General features: G+C 68.7%; 15 protein-coding genes. 13 read left to right on the forward strand and 2 right to left on the reverse strand.

The window, feature by feature from the left end; all coding sequences use genetic code 11:
• The first annotated feature begins 30 nt into the window (after positions 1–30).
• The 6 genes from QRN49_RS01940 to QRN49_RS01965 all read left to right on the forward strand — a co-directional run bounded on the left by QRN49_RS01940 (position 31) and on the right by QRN49_RS01965 (position 6,805).
• Positions 31–1,482, forward strand: a complete 1,452-nt coding sequence (locus tag QRN49_RS01940) for a dipeptidase (RefSeq protein ID WP_284753743.1) — start codon at positions 31–33, stop codon at positions 1,480–1,482.
• Between the two features lie 58 nt (positions 1,483–1,540).
• Positions 1,541–1,909 (forward strand): HesB/IscA family protein, encoded by a 369-nt coding sequence (locus QRN49_RS01945; RefSeq protein ID WP_035808216.1) that lies wholly within the window; start codon positions 1,541–1,543, stop codon positions 1,907–1,909.
• Between the two features lie 292 nt (positions 1,910–2,201).
• Positions 2,202–3,104, forward strand: a complete 903-nt coding sequence (gene ctaC, locus QRN49_RS01950; protein ID WP_027465265.1) for an aa3-type cytochrome oxidase subunit II — start codon at positions 2,202–2,204, stop codon at positions 3,102–3,104.
• An 11-nt stretch (positions 3,105–3,115) separates the two neighbouring features.
• Positions 3,116–4,852, forward strand: a complete 1,737-nt coding sequence (ctaD, locus tag QRN49_RS01955) for an aa3-type cytochrome oxidase subunit I (RefSeq protein WP_027465266.1) — start codon at positions 3,116–3,118, stop codon at positions 4,850–4,852.
• Between the two features lie 4 nt (positions 4,853–4,856).
• Positions 4,857–5,273 (forward strand): cytochrome c oxidase subunit 4, encoded by a 417-nt coding sequence (locus QRN49_RS01960; protein WP_111030352.1) that lies wholly within the window; start codon positions 4,857–4,859, stop codon positions 5,271–5,273.
• Between the two features lie 158 nt (positions 5,274–5,431).
• Entirely contained in the window at positions 5,432–6,805 is a 1,374-nt protein-coding gene (locus tag QRN49_RS01965) for a glucose-6-phosphate dehydrogenase (RefSeq protein WP_284753746.1), read from the forward strand.
• 114 nt (positions 6,806–6,919) lie between these two features.
• On the opposite strand, the gene QRN49_RS01970 is transcribed toward QRN49_RS01965, so the two are convergent.
• Complete coding sequence (locus QRN49_RS01970; RefSeq protein WP_284753748.1) at positions 6,920–8,881, reverse strand: glycoside hydrolase family 15 protein; 1,962 nt, start codon at positions 8,879–8,881, stop codon at positions 6,920–6,922.
• A 78-nt stretch (positions 8,882–8,959) separates the two neighbouring features.
• Positions 8,960–10,024 (reverse strand): App1 family protein phosphatidate phosphatase, encoded by a 1,065-nt coding sequence (locus tag QRN49_RS01975; RefSeq protein WP_110864632.1) that lies wholly within the window; start codon positions 10,022–10,024, stop codon positions 8,960–8,962.
• A gap of 153 nt (positions 10,025–10,177) precedes the next feature.
• Between QRN49_RS01975 and QRN49_RS01980 the strand changes: the two genes are divergently transcribed.
• From QRN49_RS01980 to cydB, 7 genes are all read left to right on the forward strand, one after another.
• Entirely contained in the window at positions 10,178–10,825 is a 648-nt protein-coding gene (locus QRN49_RS01980; protein WP_111023133.1) for a TetR/AcrR family transcriptional regulator, read from the forward strand.
• 229 nt (positions 10,826–11,054) lie between these two features.
• A complete protein-coding gene (locus QRN49_RS01985) occupies positions 11,055–11,981 on the forward strand; it encodes an ABC transporter ATP-binding protein (protein ID WP_027465271.1) in 927 nt (308 codons plus the stop codon).
• Entirely contained in the window at positions 11,978–12,694 is a 717-nt protein-coding gene (locus QRN49_RS01990) for an ABC transporter permease (protein ID WP_110864634.1), read from the forward strand. Before QRN49_RS01985 ends, QRN49_RS01990 begins: the two co-directional genes overlap by 4 nt.
• The gene (locus tag QRN49_RS01995; protein WP_284753752.1) at positions 12,691–13,419 is read left to right on the forward strand and encodes an ABC transporter permease; all 729 of its coding nucleotides are present in this window, start codon (positions 12,691–12,693) and stop codon (positions 13,417–13,419) included. The genes QRN49_RS01990 and QRN49_RS01995 overlap by 4 nt, the downstream gene beginning before the upstream one ends.
• Positions 13,416–14,339: an ABC transporter substrate-binding protein gene (locus tag QRN49_RS02000; protein WP_111023134.1), complete on the forward strand. Its 924-nt coding sequence runs from the start codon at positions 13,416–13,418 to the stop codon at positions 14,337–14,339. The genes QRN49_RS01995 and QRN49_RS02000 overlap by 4 nt, the downstream gene beginning before the upstream one ends.
• A gap of 285 nt (positions 14,340–14,624) precedes the next feature.
• Positions 14,625–16,037: a cytochrome ubiquinol oxidase subunit I gene (locus QRN49_RS02005; protein WP_284753755.1), complete on the forward strand. Its 1,413-nt coding sequence runs from the start codon at positions 14,625–14,627 to the stop codon at positions 16,035–16,037.
• Positions 16,038–16,053: 16 nt separating this feature from the next.
• Positions 16,054–17,058, forward strand: coding sequence for a cytochrome d ubiquinol oxidase subunit II (gene cydB / locus QRN49_RS02010; protein WP_284753756.1), 1,005 nt, complete (start codon positions 16,054–16,056; stop codon positions 17,056–17,058).
• The last annotated feature ends 1 nt before the right edge of the window (position 17,059 follow it).

Here is a 17,059-nt window from a genome sequence, read left to right on the forward strand (position 1 = left end):
GCGTGCGGGATCTCCTCTAGATTACCGGGCATGACCGACAGCGAACAGCACACCCCCGCGACCGACCCCGCGCTCCTCGACGCCCTGCGCGAACACGTGCAGGGTGCACTGCCCACGACGATCGCCGACCTGTCCGCGCTGGTGCGCCTGCCGTCGGTGTCCTGGTCGGCCTTCGACCCGGCGAACGTGCGCGCGAGTGCCGAGGCCGTCGCGGACCTCGCCCGGTCGACCGGGGTCTTCGGCGCGGACGACGTCCGGATCGTGCGGTCGGCGGTGTCCGGGTCGACGGCCGACGTCGCCGAGGCCGACGCCGAGACCGAGCTCGGCCAGCCCGCGGTGCTCGCGGTGCGCCCGGCGCGGAACGGCAAGCCGACGGTGATGCTCTACGCCCACCACGACGTGCAGCCGCAGGGCGACGAGGCCCTGTGGGAGACGCCGCCGTTCGAGCCGACCCTGCGCGGCGACCGCCTGTACGGCCGCGGCGCCTCGGACGACAAGGCCGGTGTGATGACGCACATCGCGTCGCTCCGCGCGGTGCACGCCCAGTTCGGTGACGACCTCGACCTCGGGATCGTGCTCTTCGTCGAGGGCGAGGAGGAGTTCGGCTCCCGCTCGTTCCGCACGTTCCTGCGCGAGCAGAAGGAGCACCTCGCCGCCGACGTCATCGTCGTGGCGGACAGCGACAACTGGTCCACCGAGGTCCCGTCGATCACGGTCTCGCTGCGCGGCAACGTCACCTTCAAGCTCACCCTGACCACGCTCGAGCACGCCAGCCACAGTGGCATGTTCGGGGGAGCGGCCCCGGACGCGATGATCCCCATGGCGCGGCTGCTCGCCTCGCTGCACGACGCCGACGGCTCGGTCGCCGTCGAGGGGCTGTCCTCGTACGAGGCCGACGTGCCGGAGCGCACCGAGGACGAACTCGCCGTCGACGCCGCTCTCGTGCCCGGTGTCCGCCCGATCGGCACCGGCGCCGTGCTGTCCCGCATGTGGTTCCAGCCGTCGATCACGGTGACCGGCATGGACGTGCCGAGCGTCGCGAACGCCTCGAACACCCTGCTGCCCACGGTCTCGGCACGGGTCTCGGTCCGCGTCGCCCCCGGCCAGGACGCCCGGCAGGCGTCCGCGGCCGTCGAGCGGCACCTGCGCGAGCACGTCCCGTTCGGCGCACGGATGGAGATCACCGAGCCGGACAGCGGCGACGGGTTCCTCGTCGACACCGCCGGCTGGGCCGTCCAGGAGGCCCGAACGGCAATGCGGGAGGGCTGGGGCGCCGAGGCGGTCGAGCAGGGCATCGGCGGGTCGATCCCGTTCGTTTCCGACCTCGCCGCGGAGTTCCCGGACGCGCAGATCCTGGTCACCGGCGTCGAGGACCCGGACACCCGCGCGCACAGCCCGAACGAGTCGCAGCACCTCGGCGTCCTGCACCGTGCCATCGCGTCGGAGACGATCCTGCTCGCCAGGCTCGCGACGCGCAGCTGAGGGTGCTTACAATCGACGCCAGGCGCGGTGACCGACACCGCCCGGAGGGAGACGCGCGATGAGCGACACCATCACCGAAGCACCGGCGACCGAAACGCAGTCGCACGGCGTCCTCCTGAGCGACGCCGCTGCCGGCAAGGTGGCGAGCCTGCTCGAGCAGGAGGGCCGCGACGACCTGCGCCTGCGCCTCGCCGTCCAGCCCGGTGGCTGCTCCGGCCTGATCTACCAGCTCTACTTCGACGAGCGCCTGCTCGACGGTGACGTCACCGCCGAGTTCGACGGGGTCGAGGTCGTCGTCGACAAGATGAGCGTCCCGTACCTCGACGGCGCGACGATCGACTTCGAGGACACGATCCAGAAGCAGGGCTTCACGATCGACAACCCGAACGCGCAGGGCAGCTGCGCCTGCGGTGACAGCTTCCACTGATCGCCAGCGATCCGACACGCGAGCGGGGAGCGACCGGAAGGGTCGCTCCCCGCTCGCGTTCGTGTGACCGGACGTGGCCCGCCGGGGCGCGGTGTGACCGGGCGAAATCGTGCCCGCAGACGTGCGGATCGAGGCCAGAACCGTGTCGTGTGTGCGCGAGCGGTACCGAGCTGCGAGTAAGCTAGGAGTGTTCCAATCAAGCTGGGAGCCAGCCATGCGCCGCCTTCGTGCGGCACGCCGTCGGACTCGACGGGCTGACCTCCGAAGCTCACGTCTTTTGCGAGAGGTAACAGTGCGTTCGAATCGCCGTATACGTTGGGCGGCCGTCCCGGTGGCCGTCGGTCTGGTCATCGCACTGGCTGGCTGCACGCAGCAGCAGATGAACGGATGGCTCCCCGGCACGGAGGAGACGAAGAACGTCACCAACCACACGAGCCGCATCGTCGGCCTGTGGACCACCAGCTGGGTCGTTCTCCTCGCCGTCGGTCTCATCGTGTGGGGCCTGATCATCTGGGCCGCGATCGTCTACCGCCGCCGGAAGGGCCAGACCGGCCTGCCCGTGCAGATGCGGTACAACATGCCGCTCGAGATCTTCTACACGATCGTGCCGCTGATCCTCGTGCTCGGCTTCTTCGCCTTCACCGCGAAGGACCAGGCCGCGATCGAGAAGCCCTTCGCCGACCCGGACGCCACCGTGCACGTGTACGGGAAGCGCTGGGCGTGGGACTTCAACTACATCAACAAGGACAACCCCGAAGAGAGCGTCTACTACCAGGGCATCCAGGCCCAGGAAGAAGAGAACGCCAACGGGGCGATCGACGAGTCGCAGCTGCCGACCCTCTACCTGCCGAAGGGCAAGAAGGTCGCGATCGAGCTCTCCTCGCGCGACGTCGACCACTCCTTCTGGGTGATCGACTTCCTGTACAAGAAGGACATGCTCCCGGGCAAGACCAACTGGGAGTACTTCATCCCGGAGAAGCTCGGCACGTACCAGGGCAAGTGCGCGGAGCTCTGCGGTGAGTACCACTCGCTGATGCTCTTCCAGGTGAAGGTCGTCACGCCGGCGCAGTACCAGGACTACCTCGACACCCTGAAGGACCAGGGCAAGGTCGGTCTGCTCGGTGACGAGTACAACACCAACACCAACGAACCGAACAACAAGGCGCCGGTCGAGGCGTCCAGCGAGAACAAGTAGGGGCTCGTCAGATGACAACGTCACTCGTCGGCCAACCGACCCAGACCTCGTCGCCGGACTTCCAGGCGTCGAAGGTGGGTCGGAAGGGCAACATCGTCGTCCGGTGGATCACCTCCACCGACCACAAGACCATCGGGTACATGTACCTGATCGCGTCGTTCATCTTCTTCCTGCTCGCAGGTGTGATGGCCCTCGTGATCCGTGCCCAGCTCTTCGAACCCGGCCTGCACGTGGTCGCGACGAAGGAGCAGTACAACCAGCTGTTCACGATGCACGGCACGATCATGCTGCTGATGTTCGCGACGCCGCTGTTCTCGGGCTTCGCGAACGCGATCATGCCGCTCCAGATCGGTGCGCCCGACGTCGCCTTCCCGCGACTCAACGGCTTCGCCTTCTGGCTCTACCTGTTCGGCTCGCTCATCGCGGTCGGCGGCTTCCTCACCCCGCAGGGCGCTGCCTCGTTCGGGTGGTTCGCCTACGCGCCACTGAGTGACACGACGTTCACACCAGGGCTCGGCGGCACACTCTGGGTCTTCGGGCTCGGCATGACCGGCTTCTCGACGATCCTCGGCGCGGTGAACTTCATCACCACCATCATCACGATGCGCGCCCCGGGTCTGACCATGTTCCGCATGTCGATCTTCACGTGGAACACCCTCGTGACGGCGCTCCTCGTCCTGATGGCCTTCCCGGTCCTCGCGACGGCGCTCTTCGGCCTCGGGCTGGACCGCGTGTTCGACGCGCAGATCTTCAACCCGGCCAACGGCGGGGCCCTGCTCTGGCAGCACCTGTTCTGGTTCTTCGGGCACCCCGAGGTCTACATCATCGCGCTGCCGTTCTTCGGCATCGTCTCCGAGGTCTTCCCGGTGTTCAGCCGCAAGCCGATCTTCGGGTACAAGACCCTGGTCTACGCGACCATCTCCATCGCGGCCCTCTCGGTCACGGTGTGGGCGCACCACATGTACGTCACCGGTGGCGTCCTGCTCCCGTGGTTCTCGCTCATGACGATGCTCATCGCGGTCCCGACCGGCGTGAAGATCTTCAACTGGGTCGGCACGATGTGGCGCGGTTCGGTCACGTTCGAGACGCCGCTGCTCTGGGCCCTCGGCTTCCTGATCACCTTCACCTTCGGTGGTCTGACCGGTGTCATCCTGGCGTCGCCGCCGCTCGACTTCCACGTGTCCGACTCGTACTTCGTCGTCGCGCACTTCCATTACGTGGTCTTCGGAACCGTCGTCTTCGCGATGTTCTCCGGCTTCTACTTCTGGTGGCCGAAGTGGACCGGCAAGATGCTCAACGAGCGTCTCGGCAAGATCCACTTCTGGCTCCTGTTCATCGGGTTCCACACCACGTTCCTCATCCAGCACTGGCTGGGCGTCATCGGCATGCCGCGTCGCTACGCGACCTACCTGCCGAACGACGGCTTCACCTGGATGAACCAGCTGTCGACGATCGGCTCGATGATCCTCGCGATCTCGTTCCTGCCGTTCATCTTCAACGTCTACGTGACCGCCCGGAACGCACCGAAGGTCGCCGTGAACGACCCGTGGGGCTACGGCCGCTCGCTCGAGTGGGCGACCTCCTGCCCGCCGCCGCGCCACAACTTCACGTCGATCCCGCGCATCCGTTCGGAGTCCCCGGCCTTCGACCTGAACCACCCCGAGGCCGGTGTGCCGATCGGTGTGGGTCCCGCGAAGGACGCCCCCGATGCCCCGACCTACGACGCCGCGAAGGGCGAGGTGAAGTAACGCCATGCGCGCGAACACCAACCTGTTCTGGATCCTCTTCGGGTTCTTCATCCTGGCGGACGCCGCCTACACGATCTGGGCGCTGATCTACTACGGCGAGCCCGAGTGGGTGGGCACCGTCGCGATCGGCCTGACCGGCCTGATGTCGGCGTTCATCGCGTTCTACCTCGGCAAGGTGATGGCGTCCCAGGGCGGCGTCCTGCCCGAGGACCGCCCGGACGCCAACATCGAGGACGGCGACGCCGAGCTCGGGCACTTCAGCCCCTGGTCGTGGTGGCCGATCCTGCTGGCCGCCGCGGTCGCCGTGTGCTTCCTCGGCGTGGCCGCCGGCCTGTGGATCGTCCCGATCGGACTCGTCCTCGTGGCGATCACCCTGGTCGGCTGGGTCTACGAGTACTACCGCGGCAACTTCGGGCACTGACCCGGCGCTGCAGCGCACCTGACACTTCGGGCGGCACCAGAACGGTGCCGCCCGAAGTGCGTCCAGGAGACGATCTCCGGTCCCGATCCGGAACAAACGGGCCCGCCCGCGACTTGACTGGAGCGGACCTCCCACCACAGCGAAAGGAGTCACCTCAGGTGACCGACAAGCGCACCCTCATCATCTTCGGCGCGACGGGCGACCTCGCCTCCCGCCTGCTCCTGCCGGGCCTCGGCACGTTCCTGCAGAGCGGCCGTGCCGTCCCCGTGCAGCTGATCGGCACGGGCCGCAGCGAGCGCAGTCCCGAGAAGTGGAAGGACATCGTCACGCAGTCCTTCGCGTCGCAGGACGTCAAGGGGCCGGAGGTCGACGCGACCATCGAGTCGACGCAGTTCATCCAGGGCGACCCCACCGACCCGAAGCACCTCGAGGCGCTCCTGGCCGCGGCCGACTCCGAGCCGATCCTGTACTTCGCCCTCCCGCCGCAGATCGCCTCCGACATCTGTGAGGCGCTCGAGCGCGTCGAGCTCCCCGAGGGCACGACCCTGGCCTTCGAGAAGCCCTTCGGCACGGACGTCGCCAGCGCCCAGGCCCTCAACGAGACGGTGCTGAAGCTGGTCCCGGAAGAGCGCGTGCACCGCACCGACCACTTCCTCGGCCGCACCACGGTCCTGAACATCATCGGTCTGCGCTTCGCGAACCGCCTGTTCGAGCCGATCTGGAACGCCGACAACATCGAGAAGGTCGACGTCTTCTACGACGAGACCCTCGGGCTCGAGAACCGCGCTCAGTACTACGACGAGGCCGGCGCGATGGTGGACATGATCCAGTCGCACCTGCTGCAGATCCTCGGCATCGTGACGATGGACGCCCCGGCGGACATCGACGCGGTCGAGTTCCGCTCGTCCCTGGCCCGGGTGCTCCGTTCGACCCAGCTCAAGGGCGGCGACCCGAAGATCGCGTCGCGTCGCGCCGTCTACACGGCCGGCACGATCGACGGCAAGGAGCTGCCGTCGTACCAGGACGAGGACGGCGTCGACAAGTCGCGGAGCACCGAGACGCTCGCCGAGATCTCGGTCGAGGTCGACACGGCCCGCTGGAAGGGCGTTCCGTTCACGCTGCGGTCCGGCAAGGCACTCGGCAACAGCCGGAAAGAGGTGCTGATCACCTTCAAGCCGGTCACCCGCCTGCCCTCCGGTCTGAGCGGTCGCCCGAAGGCGGACACGCTCCGCATCGTCCTGAACCCGGACGAGATCGAGCTGACCGTGTCGGCCAACGGCGGTGGCAACCCGTTCGAGATGGGCCAGGTCACCCTGTCGTCGTCCTTCAGCGACGGCGAGCTGACCCCGTACGGCGAGGTCCTGAACGGCATCTTCCACGACGACCCGCTGCTCTCCATCCGCGGTGACGTGGCCGAGCGCTGCTGGGAGATCGTGGAGCCGGTCGTCGCCGCCTGGAAGGCCGACGAGGTCCCGCTCGAGGAGTACCGCGCCGGTTCGCGCGGCCCGGCGGACTGGGAGTCGTCGTCCTGACGGACGCGCTGCCGACGTCCTGAACGGACGCCCTGACGGACGGGAGGCCCGGTGCCAGCTGGCACCGGGCCTCCCGTCCGTCGTGGAGTCGCCATCAGAGCACGGCGAGACGCATCAAGCGGGGGAGCCGGCGCGCTCACCCTCGCCGGTCCACGACCGGGTGCCGCCGTCGTGGACGGGCAACCGCGTGCGGTGCCCGACGGTCGCGCCACGGGCGCGCTCGATGGCGTCCGCTGCCGACACGAGCGTCAGGTGTGACAGCACCTGCGGGGTGTTGCCGATGTGGTGTCCGGTGGCGACGTCGATCTCCTCGGAGAGCATGCCGACGTCGTTCGTGTACCCGACGAGCACGTCCATCAGGCGCTCGGCGTCCTCGACCCGACCCGAGGCGGCGTACTGCTCGACCAGCCAGAACGAGCACGCCAGGAACGGGTGCTCGGCGCCGGACAGCCCGTCGAAGCCGGCCGTGGTGCGGTAGCGGAGCACGAGGCCGTCGTCGCCGACCCGCAGGTCCTCCTCGATCGCGCGGACGGTGCCCGTCATCCGGGGGTCGTCGGCGCGGCAGAACCCGACCTGCGGCAGGACGAGCAGGCTCGCGTCGACCTCGTCGGTGTCGTAGTGCTGGCGGAACGAACCGCGCGCGGCGTTCCAGCCGTGCTCCTCGATCTCGGCGCGGACGGTGTCGCGCAGGGTGCGCCAGCGGTCGACGGGGCCCTCGAGGCCGAACTCCTCGACCGCGGCGACCCCGCGGTCGAACGCGGCCCAGATCATCACCCGCGAGTGCGTGAAGCTCCGCCGCGGCCCCCGCATCTCCCAGATGCCGTTGTCCGGCTCCTGCCAGTGCTCCTCGACGTAGCCGAGCAGTGCCCGCTGCAGCGCCCAGGAGTCGGCGTTCTCCTCGACCCCGAGTTCGCGGGCGTCGTGCAGTGCCGCGAGCACCTCGCCGAAGACGTCGCCCTGGTACTGCGTCGAGGCGCCGTTGCCGACGCGCACGGGTGTCGACCCGAGGTACCCGGGCAGCTCGGGCAGCTCCCGTTCGGGCAGCTCGCGTTCGCCGGCGATGCCGTACATGATCTGCACGTCGGCGGGGTCACCGGCGATCGCGCGCAGCAGCCAGCCGCGCCAGTGCGTGGCCTCGTCGCGGTAGCCGTGCGCGATGAGCGACGCGAGCCCGAGGGAGGCGTCGCGGAGCCACACGTAGCGGTAGTCCCAGTTGCGTTCGCCACCGGGGTCCTCCGGCAGGCCCGTGGTCGCGGCGGCGACGACGCCACCGGTCTCGCCGTGGGTCATCGCGCGGAGGAACACCAGCGACCGTCGTGCGGCGTCGGCGTACCGGCCGGTGGTCTGCGCCGGGGCGGTCCACGCCGTCCACCACTGCACCGTGTGGGCGAGGGCCGCGTCGACGTCGAGTGGCTCCGGCGGCTCGCGGTGCGACGGGTACCAGGTGAGCACGGTGTCGAGCACGTCGCCGTCGTGGATCGTCGTGACGGCGGTGTGCCGGTGGTCGTCGGCGCGGAACTGCGGTCCCCGCACGATCACCGAGCCCGGACCGGCCGTCGCGAGCAGCGCCGGTTCGTCGTCGTCCCCGATCTGCCGGATCCACGGCAGGGCCCGTGCGTAGTCGAACCGGATCCGGAGCGTCTGCCGGAGCTCGACGGTGCCGCGGAGCCCGCGCACCCGGCGGACGATCGAGGGGCGGTGCGCGCCGACGGGCATGAACTCGGTGACCTCGACCACGCCGTCACGGGTGGTCCACACGGTCGAGAGCACCAGGGTGTCGCCGTGGTACCGCCACTCGGCGGTGGCGTCGTCGTCGACGGGTCGCAGGGTCCAGTGGCCGTGGTCCTCCGTGCCGAGCAGTGAGGCGAAGGTGGACGAGCTGTCGAAGCGTGGCAGGCACGCCCAGTCGATGGTCCCGTCGCGGCCGACCAGGGCAGCGGTGCCGGTGTCGCCGATCAGGGCGTGGTCCTCGATGCGGTTCGGCGGTGCGGTCGGTGCAGCTGGGTGCGGTGCGGCTGGGTGCGGTGCGGCTGGGTGTGGTGCGGCTTCGGGCTGTGCGGCCGGCTCGGTGCTCATGGACCGATCGAACACCCGGTGCCCGAGCGCCGCGGTCGACCACGGGTGCTCCGGGCCGCGATCGTGATGAAGGGTCGCTCAGGCCGGGTCGGAGGCGTCGGACTCGATGATGCCGACCCGCGCGAGCTCGCTCCACAGACCGGCGCCGTCCGGTGCGTACACCCAGGGTGCCGACGAGTCACGGGAGCGTTCCTGCGCCCGCGAGCGTCCACCGGCCAGGACCGCTTCGCTCGTGGACAGCTGCCGGATGGCGACGCCCGCGACGTTGTCCGGGTGCTCCCGCGAGAAGTCGCCGTAGAGGCTCTCGTCGTGCTGTCCGTCGTCGCCGACCAGGAGCCAGCGGATGTCCGGGAAGTCCTTCGCGAGCCGCCGCAGGTTCTCCTGCTTGTGCAGCTGCCCGCTGCGGAAGAACCGGTCGTGGGTGGGACCCCAGTCGGTGAGCAGGAGCGTGCCGGACGGGTACATGTTGCGCGACAGGAAGCGCTGCAGCGTCGGGGCGACGTTCCACGCTCCGGTCGACAGGTAGACCGTCGGGGAACCGGGGTGTTGCGCGAGGATCCGCTCGTACAGCACGGACATGCCGGGCACGGGGCGGCGGGCGTGCTCGGTCAGCACGAACGAGTTCCAGGCGGCGAGCATGGGGCGGGGGAGCGAGGTCACCATGACGGTGTCGTCGATGTCGGACAGCAGCCCGAAGCGGGTGTCCGGGTGCACGACGAACACGTCGGCCTCGACGTCGCGCCCGCCGCCCGCCGACAGCCGCACGGTGCGCCAGCCGGGCTCGAGGTCGATCGGGACGATGGTGTCGACGACGCCGCCGCGGTCGGTCTGGACCACGTGGGAGACCCCGCCGGCGGTGACGGTGACCTCGGCGTGGTCGACAGCGACGCTCGTGAAGCTCTTCCAGCCGCGGACGCCCGCGTAGGAGACGTCGGAGGCGAGACCGCGGCGCGTCAGCAGCACACGGCAGAGGATGCGCACCCAACCGGGCGCGCCGTAGCCGGTGTACGGGACCACCGTCGGGACGAGTCCGCGACGGCGCGCACGGTGCTCGCGGAACTCCTGGACGGCGTCCTCGATGCGGGCCGCGCGGTGCAGGAGCGGCTCGGCCAACGACGGCTCGTGGGGCGTCGGGTCGGGCATGGCGTCATCCTCCCACGGGCGGCTGACGAAACCCGCGCGCTGTACAGAACTGGTGCGTCGCAAGTGGTGAGTCGCAGCCACGTTCCAGGTGCGTTCTGCGAAAGTTGTCCCCGTCACACCAACCAACCGCGCTGGAGCGCAAGAGGAGAACACGTGCTCGTCACCGAGGTAACGAACGCTCTGCCGGGGGGATCATCACTGCTCAGGAACGAGCCGGTCCAAGCCCGCAGTTCGGCGCGCCTCGCCGGCCTCCTCGACGCCGCAGCCGCGGTGATCGACGAGATCGGGTTCGAACGGCTCACGACCGCCATGGTCGCCGAGCGCGCGGGGGCGTCGATCGGCACCGTCTACCGGTACTTCCCGGACCGCATCGCCGTGGTCGAGGCACTCGCGATCCGCTGCACCCAGCGGCTCGCCTCCCGCTTCGTCGAGGCGCTCGACGCCAGCGGCGCCGAGACCTGGCAGGACGCCAACGACGCGCTCATCGACATGACCGCAGAGATGTACCGCACCGAGCCCGGCTTCCGGGCCATCCGCTTCGGCGACCCGGCGGACACCGGAACGGGCGACGCGGAGGACCGCATGGGTGCGCTCGGCGCGGCCGTCGGCCAGATCATGCGCGACCGTTTCGGCCTGCCGGACGACGAGCGCATCACCCGCGCGTGGGTCGTCCTCGCCGAGTCCGGCCACGCGGTGCTGGCGCGGGCGCACCGCGATCGCGAGCACCCCGACACGGAGCTGATCGAGGAGTACCGCCGGATGAACCGCGCGCACCTGGAATCGGTGATCGCCGCGTCCTGACGATCCCGTCGGACCGGCGCGACACGCCGGAGACCGAACCGACCCGCCCGCGCCTCCGAACACCGAGGCGCGGGCGTCGTCGTCCCCCGTCGGATCGCGCCGTACCGGTGGTGTCCGCGGAACGAACCGTGGTCCGGAACCCGTCACGCGGCGTCGCGACCGAACCGATGTCGGCACCCCCGGGTACTCTCATCCGGAGTCGGGCTACCTCCGAACAGAAGGGCACCCCATGATCGAGTTCCGCTCGGTGCGCAAGACCTACCCGGACGGCACGACTGCGGTCGAGCACTTCGATCTGGTCATCCCGTCCCGGACAACCACCGTCTTCGTCGGATCCAGTGGCTGTGGCAAGACCACGCTGCTCCGCATGATCAACCGCATGGTCGATCCCACCTCCGGGACCGTCGAGATCGACGGCTCGGACGTCGCCGGGATCAACCCCGTCGAGCTCCGTCGCCACATCGGGTACGTCATGCAGAACTCCGGACTGCTGCCGCACCGCAAGGTCGTCGACAACATCGCGACCGTCCCGCTGCTGACCGGCGTCTCCAAGGCCGACGCGCGCAAGCGCGCCCTTGAGCTCATGGACACCGTCGGACTCGACCGTGCCTTCGCCGACCGCTACCCGTCGCAGCTCTCCGGCGGCCAGCAGCAGCGCGTCGGTGTGGCCCGCGGGCTGGCCGTCGACCCGAACATCCTGCTCATGGACGAGCCGTTCGGTGCCGTCGACCCGCTGGTGCGGAACGACCTGCAGGACGAGCTCATCCGCCTGCAGCGCGAACTCGGCAAGACCGTCGTGTTCGTGACGCACGACATCGACGAGGCGTTCAAGCTCGGCGACCAGGTCGTCATCCTCAAGAAGGGCGGCGAGATCGCCCAGCAGGGGACGCCGGCCGAGATCCTCGCCGCACCCGCCGACGACTTCGTCGCCACGTTCATCGGCGCCGGCCGCGGGCGCCGCGCGCTCCGCGTCGAGCAGACCCCGACCGGTCCGATCGTCGTCGACGGTGAAGGCCGTGCAGCCGGCGTGCTGACGGGCCCCGTCGGCGTCGTCGACGCCGCCGAGGCCGTTCCGCAGTCCGACTCCCGAGCAGCAGAGGCCGGAGCGTCCCACGACGCACCGGGTGCCCCGGCGCAGGGTGGGGGCACCCGGTGAAGTGGGTGCTGGCGAACCTCGACACGATCTGGGACAACACGGTCTCCCACCTCGCGATCGCGATCCCGCCGATCATCGTCGCGTTCCTGCTGTCGATCCCGATCGGGTGGCTGGTGGTCCGGCTGCAGCGCCCCGGTGGGTCGCGCTTCGCGTCGGGTGTGGGCAGCAGCATCGTGACCCTCGCCGGTCTGCTCTACGCCATCCCGTCGCTCGCCCTGTTCGTGGCGCTGCCGAGCATCATCGGCACCGGCCTGCAGAGCCCGATCAACGTCGTCATCGGGCTGACCCTGTACGGCCTCGCCCTGATGGTCCGTTCCACGGTCGACGGGCTGACCTCGGTCGACTCCGAGACCAAGTCCGCCTCGACCGCGATGGGCTACTCGCCGGCGCAGCGGTTCTTCCGTGTGGAGCTCCCGCTCGCCGGTCCGGTCCTGCTGGCCGGGCTCCGGGTGGTCTCGGTCTCCACGATCTCGCTGACCACGGTCGGCGCGGTCCTCGGCATCCCGAGTCTCGGCCTGCTGTTCACCGACGGCCTGGGGCGCGGGATCTACGAGGAGATCCTCTCCGGCATCGTGATGGTGCTCGTGCTCGCCTTCGCCCTCGACGGCCTCCTCGTGCTGCTCGGGCGCCTGGTCATGCCGTGGACCCGGACGAACTCGGTGTCACGTCGACAGGCTCGCCGGGTCCTGCAAGCAGCGGAGGTCTCCTCGTGATCATCGGTCAGGCCTTCGCGTGGGTGTTCGACCCCACGAACTACGGCGGGTACAACGGCATCCCCACGCGCCTCTGGGAGCACATCTGGATCACCCTGCTCGCGGTGCTCATCGCCGCGGTCATCGCCGTGCCGGTCGGGTACGCGATCGGTCACACCCGCCGCGCTCGTGGCTTCTCGATCGCGGTGTCCGGCGGGGTGCGGGCACTCCCGACGCTCGGCGTGCTCTCGCTGTTCGGGCTGCTGCTCGGCATCGGGCTGCAGGCTCCCTTGCTCGCCCTCGTCATCCTGGCGATCCCGTCGGTGCTCGCCGGTGCGTACTCCGGCATCGAGTCCGTCGACCCGGGGGTCGTCGACGCCGCGAAGGCCCAGGGCATGACCGGCTGGCAGATCCTGTGGAAGGTCGAGATCCCGCTCGGGCTCCCGCTGCTGATCGGTGGCATCCGCGCCGCGGTGCTGCAGGTCGTCGCGACGGCCACGCTCGCCGCGTACGTCGGGGCCGGCGGCCTCGGCGGCTACTTCTTCCTCGGCCTGAAGACCCAGGACTACGCCGAGATGCTCGGCGCCTCCATCCTCGTGATCGCGCTCGCGATCGCGTTCGAGATCGTGTTCGCCGTGCTGCAGCGGGCGGCGGTGCCGAAGGGCACCGCGGACCCGTCGGCCCGGCAGCGTCAGGGGTCGCGTGAGCGAGCCCGCAATCCACTCCCGGAAGGAAATCCCTCGTGATCACAGCACCCAAGATCCGCGCCGGTGTCGCCGCCGCGATGGCGGTGGGCGTCGTCGCCGCCCTCGCCGGCTGCGCGTCGAGCGACCCGCTCGACAGCGGTTCCAGCGACTCGTCCGACTCGAAGACCATCGTCGTCGGCTCGCAGCAGTACTACTCGAACGAGATCATCGCCGAGCTGTACGCCCAGGTCCTCGAGAAGGACGGCTTCGACGTGAAGCGCAACTTCAACATCGGGCAGCGTGAGGTCTACATCCCGCAGCTCGAGAAGGGCGCCATCGACGTCATGCCCGAGTACAGCGGCAACCTGCTGCAGTACTTCGACAAGGACTCGGACGCGAAGACCGCCGACCAGATCGACGACGGGCTCGACAAGGCCCTGCCGAAGGGCCTCCGGGTCCTCGACGAGGCCGACGCGACCGACCAGGACAGCTACACCGTCACGAAGAAGTTCTCCGAGGACAACGACGTCACGAGCCTGGCCGACCTGAAGAACGTCGACGAGAAGCTCACCGTGGGGGCCAACTCCGAGAACCAGACGCGGCCGTACGGCCCGAAGGGGCTCAAGTCGGTCTACGGCGTCGACGTCGACTTCAAGGCGATCGAGGACGGCGGCGGTGCCCTGACCGTCAAGGCACTCAAGGACGACACCGTCCAGCTGGCCGACATCTACACCGCTGACCCGAGCATCAAGGCGAACGGCTTCGTCACGCTGAAGGACCCGGAGAACCTGATCCTGCCGCAGAACGTCGTGCCGGTCGTCTCGAAGAAGGTCAACGAGAAGGCTGCGGACGCGATCGACTCGGTCAACGAGAAGCTCACGACCGACGCCCTGATCGAGCTCAACACCAAGAGCACGGCCGACAAGGAGAAGGCGTCCACCATCGCCGAGGACTGGCTCAAGGCCGAGGGTCTGCTGTAACCACTGCACCATAACTGCACCTCGCAGTTAAGCGACAGGCGTCGGGTATCCACCCGGCGCCTGTCGTCGTTCGTCGAGCAGGCAGCGCGAACATCCGTGCCGCACGGTTGTGCCGTGCAGGGGCTGTGCACGTTTGTGCACGGAGTCGTTCTACAACTTGTCGAAGTGCGATGCGGCGCGATAGCGTTGGGGTGTCCCAAGGGCTGTGACACCTGATGTATCCGTTCCACAGGAAGCAACTGACGTGCACGAACAGCGCGCGGCCACCCGTCTCGGAATCGCCGCATGAACGACCTCCTCGATCCGCTCCTCCTGTCGCGGTGGCAGTTCGGTCTCACGACCATCTACCACTTCCTCTTCGTCCCGCTGACGATCGGCATGGCAGCCGTGGTGGCCGTGTTCCAGACCGCCTGGTACCGGACCGGCCGCGCGCACTACCTGCAGCTGACGCGGTTCTTCGGGCGGATCTTCCTGATCAACTTCGCGATGGGTGTCGTGACGGGCATCGTGCAGGAGTTCCAGTTCGGCATGAACTGGTCGAACTACTCGCGCTTCGTCGGTGACGTCTTCGGCGCACCGCTCGCGCTCGAGGGGATCCTGGCGTTCTTCTTCGAAGCGGCCTTCATCGGCATCTGGATCTTCGGCTGGGACCGCCTGCCCAAGGGGTTGCACCTGGCGAGCATCTGGTGCGTGAGCGCCGGCACGATCATGTCGGCGTACTTCATCATCGCCGCGAACGCGTTCATGCAGCACCCGGTCGGATTCGCGATGAACGAGGCCAAGGGCCGTGCGGAGCTCACCGACATCTGGGCGGTGCTCGGCAACAAGGTCGCCCTGGCCGCGTTCCCGCACACGCTCTTCGCCTGCTTCATGGTCGCCGCGGCGGTCATCATCTCGGTCGCGGCCTACCACCTGGCCCGCAACCAGAACCTCGAGACGATGCTGCCGGCGCTGAAGTTCGGCATGTGGACCATGCTCGCGGCCGGCGCGCTGACCGTCCTGACCGGCGACCAGCTCGGGCTGACGATGGTCGACACGCAGCCGATGAAGATGGCGGCGGCGGAGGCGCTGTACAACACCGCGACCGGCAAGGACGCCTCGTTCTCGATCTTCACGCTCGGCACCCCCGACGGTGTGCACGAGCTGTTCTCGATCCGGGTGCCGTACCTGCTGTCGTTCCTGTCGACGCACACGTTCAACGGCACGGTCGAGGGCATCAACGACCTGCAGGCGCAGTACACGCAGGTGTACGGCCCCGGCGACTACAAGCCGATCATCTGGGTCACCTACTGGTCGTTCCGCTGGATGATCGCCCTCGGTGTCGGCGCGGTCATGGTCTCGCTGGTCGGGCTGTGGCTGACCCGCAAGGGCCGGTTCCCGACGCAGCGCTGGGTGTGGCGCATCGCCACCTGGACGGTGCCGCTGCCGATGGCCGCGATGATCGTCGGCTGGGTCTTCACCGAGATGGGCCGCCAGCCGTGGCTCGTGTTCGGGCTGCTCCAGACGAAGGACGGTGTGTCGCCGAACGTGACCGGGCTCGAGGTCCTCATCTCGCTGCTGGTCTTCACCGTGATCTACGGCTCGCTGGCCGTCGTCGAGTTCAAGCTCATCAAGAAGGTCGCGCAAGAGGGGCCCGCCGACCCGGACGAGGTCGACGAGGAGACCGGCGAGGTCAAGCACGAAGTGACGGTCTACTAGAAATGGACGCTGCCTGATGGATCTCCCCGTTCTCTGGTTCGCGATCGTCGGCGTCTTCTTCGTCGGCTACTTCGTCCTCGACGGATTCGACTTCGGTGTCGGTATGTCCCTGCCGTTCCTCGGCAAGGACGACACCGACCGTCGGGTCCTGATCAACACCATCGGCCCGGTCTGGGACCTCAACGAGACCTGGGTCATCGTCGCCGGGGCGTGCCTGTTCGCGGCGTTCCCGGAGTGGTACGCCACGATGTTCTCCGGCTTCTACCTGGCGCTGCTGCTCATCCTCGCTGCACTCATCCTGCGAGGGGTGTCGTTCGAGTACCGGCACCAGAACAAGCACCTCGAGTGGAAGCGCCGCTTCGACCTGATGATCATCGTCGGCAGTGCCGTGCCGGCGTTCCTGTGGGGCGTCGCGTTCGGCAACGTCGTCCGTGGCATCCCGATGGACGCCGGGCACAACTACACCGGCACGATCTTCGACCTGCTCAACCCGTTCGCGCTGCTGACCGGTGCCGCGACGCTGCTGGTGTTCTTCACCCACGGGGTCGTCTTCGTCGCGCTGAAGACCGAGGGCGACATCCGCGTCCGCGCCAAGCGCCTGGCGACCCGGGCCGGCATCGCCACGATCGTCGTCGGCGCCGCGTTCCTGGTGTCGATGGCCTTCGTCCGGGCCACCCCGGCCTCGCTGGTGCTCTCCGTGGTCGCCGCCCTCACCCTGGTGCTCGCGGTGCTCTGCAACGCCTGGGGCAAGGAGGGGCGCGCCTTCACCCTGATGGCGGTCACCATCGCCGCGATCGTGCTCGCGATGTTCACGGCGATCTTCCCCGACGTGATGCCGGCCTCGAACGACGTCGCGAACAGCCTGAACGTGTACAACGCCTCGTCCGGGTCGTACACGCTGACCGTGATGAGCTGGGTCGCGCTGATCTTCGTGCCCCTGGTCTTCGCGTACCAGGCCTGGACCTACTGGGTGTTCCGCAAGCGCGTCTCCCGCGCCCACGTCACCGCGGCCGCGCACTAGG

The sequence above is a fragment of the Curtobacterium sp. ME-Dv--P-122a genome, assembly GCF_030209645.1.
In the GTDB taxonomy this organism is placed as follows: domain Bacteria; phylum Actinomycetota; class Actinomycetes; order Actinomycetales; family Microbacteriaceae; genus Curtobacterium; species Curtobacterium flaccumfaciens.

Bases quoted from the DNA above. Each gene is read 5' to 3' on its own strand.
- ctaD (WP_027465266.1), top strand. From the start codon at position 3,116: ATGACAACGTCACTCGTCGGCCAACCGACCCAGACCTCGTCGCCGGAC.
- QRN49_RS01985 (WP_027465271.1), top strand. From the start codon at position 11,055: ATGATCGAGTTCCGCTCGGTGCGCAAGACCTACCCGGACGGCACGACT.
- QRN49_RS01970 (WP_284753748.1), bottom strand. From the start codon at position 8,881: ATGAGCACCGAGCCGGCCGCACAGCCCGAAGCCGCACCACACCCAGCC.
- QRN49_RS01975 (WP_110864632.1), bottom strand. From the start codon at position 10,024: ATGCCCGACCCGACGCCCCACGAGCCGTCGTTGGCCGAGCCGCTCCTG.
- QRN49_RS01945 (WP_035808216.1), top strand. From the start codon at position 1,541: ATGAGCGACACCATCACCGAAGCACCGGCGACCGAAACGCAGTCGCAC.
- QRN49_RS01940 (WP_284753743.1), top strand. From the start codon at position 31: ATGACCGACAGCGAACAGCACACCCCCGCGACCGACCCCGCGCTCCTC.
- QRN49_RS02005 (WP_284753755.1), top strand. From the start codon at position 14,625: ATGAACGACCTCCTCGATCCGCTCCTCCTGTCGCGGTGGCAGTTCGGT.
- cydB (WP_284753756.1), top strand. From the start codon at position 16,054: ATGGATCTCCCCGTTCTCTGGTTCGCGATCGTCGGCGTCTTCTTCGTC.
- QRN49_RS01960 (WP_111030352.1), top strand. From the start codon at position 4,857: ATGCGCGCGAACACCAACCTGTTCTGGATCCTCTTCGGGTTCTTCATC.